Below are 4682 nucleotides of genomic sequence, written 5' to 3'. Positions count from 1 at the left end.
CCCAAGGACAAGGAAATGGTCATGCCTGGCGACAACGTCAGCATCACCGTGAAGCTGATCAACCCGATCGCGATGGAAGAAGGCCTGCGCTTCGCTATCCGTGAAGGCGGCCGTACCGTGGGTTCGGGCGTCGTGGCCAAGATCCTCGACATCTAAGCCGGACGCAAAGGAATCATCATGGCTACCAAGCAAAAAATCCGCATCCGCCTGAAGGCGTTCGACTACAAGCTGATCGACCAGTCGGCAGCCGAAATCGTTGATACCGCCAAGCGCACCGGCGCGATCGTCAAGGGCCCCGTGCCCCTGCCGACCCGCATGAAGCGTTTCGACATCCTGCGCTCACCGCACGTCAACAAGACGTCGCGCGACCAGCTCGAGATCCGCACGCACCAGCGCCTGATGGACATCGTCGACCCGACCGACAAGACCGTGGACGCGCTCATGAAGCTCGACCTGCCGGCCGGTGTGGACGTCGAAATCAAGCTGCAATAAGTACTGCGGCCTCGCGCCGCATCTTGTGACAAAGCCCGACTGCAGAAATGCAGGCGGGCTTTGTTTTTTGGCGCGCGGATGTGGCATCCTCGCCGGCGGCGGCCTCTCCCACCATCGAGAGGCATCGGTCAGCGGACAACACGGGCAGCACAGCATGAGACAAAGCTTCTCTTTCGCGTCGGGTTTGATGGCGTGCATCGCGGCAGCAGCGCTTCTGGCCGGTTGCGGCGGTGGGGGCGGGGGAGGCGGGGGCGGTGGTGGCCTTCCCTTCTTGCCGGTGACGCCAGGGGCGGCGAGCCAGGTGACGCTGAGCGGCACGGCCACCTATGAATCCATCCCAAATCCGAATGGCGCGCTGGTTTACGCCAGCGCCGAGTCCAAGCCGGTGCGCGGCGCACCAGTGGAAGTGCTCGATGAGGCAACTTCCACGCAACTGGCGGCGACGACCACCGACGACAACGGCGCCTACTCGGTGTCCGTGCCCGCAAACACCGCCATCGCTGTGCGCGTCAAGGCCCAACTGGCCCGCAGCGGTCCGGGCGCAAGCTGGGATGTCACGGTTCGCGACAACACCCGCTCCGGCGCGCTGTACAGCATGCAGACCCCCGCTTTCTCGTCGGGTGCGGTGGCCATGGTTCGCGACATCCACGCGCCGTCGGGCTGGGGCGGATCGAGCTACACCGGCGATCGGGCGGCGGGGCCGTTTGCCGTACTCGATACGGTCTATACCGCGATGCAGAAGGTGGCCTCGGTCGCGCCGGCCACCACGTTTCCGCTGCTGCGTGTGTACTGGAGCGTCAACAATGCGCCGTCTACTGGCAGCGTTGCCGCGGGGCAGATCGGCACCACTTTCTTCGTCAACAGAAGCAGTGGCGCCGAAATCTATGTGCTCGGGAAGGAAGATTCGGACACCGACGAATACGACAGTTCGGTGATCGCGCATGAGTGGGGGCACTACTACCAATCTGCCCTGAGCCGCGACGACTCAATAGGCGGTGAGCATGGGCAGAACGACCGGCTCGATCGCCGGCTTGCCTTCTCTGAAGGTTGGGGCAATGCATGGTCGGGCATTGCACTTGGACGCAGGAACTATGTCGATTCAATTGGCCCGCAGCAGTCATTGCCCGGCGCCAACATCGACCTCGCTGCCGGTGCCGCAACCACGCCAGGCTGGTACCGTGAACCTTCGATTCAGTCGATTTTCTGGAATCTCAACCAGCAGGTCGGTTTCAAGCCAATCCATGACACGCTGACCGGAAGTCAGTTCAGGAGCGGCACGGCCGTCACCTCGATCCATCCTTTCGCGGCGGCCTTCAACGCGACGGCACCGGCGAGCGCCGCACAGCTGGCGGCCCTGCTCACCGCTCAAAGCATCCACGTTACCGACGATCCCTACGGCGGCGCGGAGACGAATGACGGGGGAATGCCGATCACGCTGCCGATGTACAGGCCCGCGACCGTCGGCGGCGCACCGACGCAGGCGTGCGTCTCCAATACCGAGGGTTTCGACAACAAGCTGGGCAGCTTCTCCTATCTTCGCTTCACCGCGCCTGCCAGCCGCAGCTACCAGATCGTCGTCAACGGCGGCCCCCCCGGGTCCAATCCCGATTTCGACGTCTTCAGGGGCGGGTTCATCGCGCGAGAAAGCAACGCGGTCAGCCTGCCGGCCGGCGAGTACGTTCTTGCGGTGTCGGATCTCAACAATTCCGGAGCGCAGACATGCTTCAACGTCTCAATCCAGTAACAGGAAGGGCTGCCGTGAACTTTCGCCGCTCGAACTCGATGTTGGCCGTCGCGTGCCTCGCGCTGGCCACGCTGTCGGTACCGGCTGCGGCAGACGGGGAGGCCGAGACGCGCAGCGCCAAGCCCAGGCAGCCCGCAGTTCAGCACCGGAACGCTCCCATGACCACGGCAGCGCAAAAGCCCGGAGGCTCCGGCGTCAAGCTCCAATACCGACTCGACGCCGTGCCGCAGGTAGGCCGCGCGACGCCCATCGTGCTGCAGTTCGATCACGTAACCGAGGCCGAGGGCGCCACGGTGCGCCTGAGTGCCGAGCGTGGACTGACGCTCGAAGGCAACAACACGCTGACGCTGCCAAAAGGCAAGCGAACCACGGCCACCGTGGTCGTGGTGAGCGAGGGCGAAGGCCTGGCCTACCTCAATGTGTTCATCAGCCAGGGCGGCGCCTCGAGCGCAATTTCCATCCCCGTCCAGACAGGCACGGCGGCACCGGCGCTGAAATCCACCGGTGAAATGAAGCCCACGCCGGGCGGCGACAGCATCATCACGATGCCGGTCAAGTAGGTAAAACGGCACTTTTCGGGGCTGAACACGCATCAGGGGCCGCTTTGCAACGCTGCTTGCACCGCGGCCGCATGGCGGGCTATAATCGCTGGCTCTGCCCTTGTTGCGTCCGTATGCTTGCATGTGGTTGCCACGGGAGCGGAGATTTATCAACCTTCTTTCGCAGGCCGGGTGCCCCCAGGGAATCGGCCAAACGCTGTCGCCAATTGAAGTGGCAGCGGCGAAGGGAGCTTCCATTTTTGGAGAAAACAAATGAGTCTGAGCAACTCCCTCGGGTTGCTGGGCCGCAAGGTGGGGATGATGCGTCTCTTCACCGATGACGGGGACGCAGTTCCTGTCACGGTGGTGGATGTGTCCAACAACCGTGTGACCCAGATCAAGTCGCAAGAGACCGACGGCTACGTCGCACTGCAAGTGACGTTCGGTTCGCGCAAAGCATCGCGCGTGACCAAGCCGCAAGCCGGCCACCTCGCCAAGGCGGGTGTCGAAGCTGGTGAAATCATCCGCGAATTCCGCGTGACCGCCGACACCGCTGACCAGCACAAGGCTGGCGGCGTCATCGCCGCGAGCAGCGTGTTCTCGGTGGGCCAGAAGGTCGACGTGCAAGGCACCTCGATCGGCAAGGGCTTCGCCGGCACCATCAAGCGCCACAACATGAGCTCGCAACGCGCGTCGCACGGTAACAGCCGTTCGCACAACGTTCCCGGCTCGATCGGCATGGCACAAGACCCCGGTCGCGTGTTCCCCGGCAAGCGCATGACGGGCCACCTCGGCGACGTCACCAAGACCACGCAAAACCTCGATGTGTTCCGCATCGACGAAGCGCGTCAACTGTTGCTCATCAAGGGCGCGATCCCGGGCGCAAAGGGTGGCTTTGTCACCGTGCGTCCCGCCATCAAGGCCAAGCCGCAAGCGGCTGAAGGAGCGAAGTAATGCAACTCGAACTCCTGAACGAACAAGGCCAGGCCGCGTCGAAGTACGACGCCCCCGAGACCGTGTTCGGCCGTGACTACAACGAAGACCTGGTTCACCAGATCGTCGTTGCATTCCAGGCCAACGCCCGCCAAGGCACGCGCGCCCAGAAGGATCGCGAGCAGGTCAAGCACTCGACCAAGAAGCCTTTCAAGCAAAAGGGAACGGGCCGCGCCCGTGCCGGTATGACGTCCTCGCCGCTGTGGCGCGGGGGTGGCCGGATTTTCCCGAACATGCCTGACGAAAACTTCTCGCAGAAGATCAACAAGAAGATGTACCGCGCCGGCATGGCCGCCATCTTCTCGCAGCTCGCTCGCGAAGGCCGTCTGGCCGTGGTGGATTCGCTGACCGTGGACTCGCCCAAGACGAAGCCGCTGGCAGCCCGTTTCAAGGCAATGAATCTCGAGTCCGTGCTCGTGATCGCCGAAGAAGTCGACGAAAACCTGTACCTTGCCTCGCGCAATCTGGTCAACATCCTCGTGGTCGAACCCCGCTACGCCGATCCGGTGTCGCTGGTCCACTACAAGAAGGTGCTGGTCACCAAGGGTGCCGTCGACAAGCTCAAGGAGATGTTCGCATGAGCCGCGTGAACCCTACCGCCGCTGAACGTACGTTCGAAGAAGGCCGCCTGATGGCGGTGCTGGTCGCCCCGATCGTGTCCGAAAAGGCAACGATGGTCGGCGAGAAGTCGAACGCTGTCACTTTCAAGGTGCTGCAAGACGCCACCAAGCCCGAGATCAAGGCCGCTGTCGAACTGATGTTCAAGGTCGAAGTCCAGGGCGTGTCGGTGCTCAACACCAAGGGCAAGACCAAGCGCTTTGGCAAGTCCATCGGCCGCCGCGACAATGTTCGCAAGGCCTATGTGACCCTGAAGCCCGGTCAAGAGCTCAACCTCGTCGGGGAAGGCGCTTAAT

6 protein-coding genes and 1 pseudogene are annotated in these 4682 nt (G+C 63.0%); all 7 read left to right on the top strand.

Features of this window, described 5'->3' with window-relative positions:
- A pseudogene (tuf, locus tag BLR24_RS12850) lies at positions 1-156 on the top strand (elongation factor Tu); the annotation flags it as partial.
- A 21-nt stretch (positions 157-177) separates the two neighbouring features.
- Positions 178-492 carry a 30S ribosomal protein S10 gene (rpsJ, locus tag BLR24_RS12845; protein ID WP_007838118.1) on the top strand — a complete coding sequence of 105 codons (315 nt, stop codon included), beginning with the start codon at positions 178-180 and terminating at the stop codon, positions 490-492.
- A 154-nt stretch (positions 493-646) separates the two neighbouring features.
- Positions 647-2236, top strand: coding sequence for a hypothetical protein (locus BLR24_RS12840; protein WP_093017299.1), 1590 nt, complete (start codon positions 647-649; stop codon positions 2234-2236).
- A 14-nt stretch (positions 2237-2250) separates the two neighbouring features.
- A complete protein-coding gene (locus BLR24_RS12835) occupies positions 2251-2796 on the top strand; it encodes a hypothetical protein (RefSeq protein WP_093017297.1) in 546 nt (181 codons plus the stop codon).
- Between the two features lie 252 nt (positions 2797-3048).
- Positions 3049-3729, top strand: a complete 681-nt coding sequence (rplC, locus tag BLR24_RS12830; RefSeq protein ID WP_055807931.1) for a 50S ribosomal protein L3 — start codon at positions 3049-3051, stop codon at positions 3727-3729.
- Positions 3729-4349, top strand: a complete 621-nt coding sequence (gene rplD, locus BLR24_RS12825) for a 50S ribosomal protein L4 (protein WP_013543942.1) — start codon at positions 3729-3731, stop codon at positions 4347-4349. The genes rplC and rplD overlap by 1 nt, the downstream gene beginning before the upstream one ends.
- Positions 4346-4681, top strand: a complete 336-nt coding sequence (gene rplW / locus BLR24_RS12820; protein WP_007838129.1) for a 50S ribosomal protein L23 — start codon at positions 4346-4348, stop codon at positions 4679-4681. Before rplD ends, rplW begins: the two co-directional genes overlap by 4 nt.
- Position 4682: the final 1 nt, after the last annotated feature.

The organism is Variovorax sp. OV700, assembly GCF_900099805.1.
Taxonomy (GTDB): domain Bacteria; phylum Pseudomonadota; class Gammaproteobacteria; order Burkholderiales; family Burkholderiaceae_C; genus Variovorax.
Note: the sequence above shows the minus strand (reverse complement) of the source record. Positions and strands in the feature narration are given on the sequence as shown.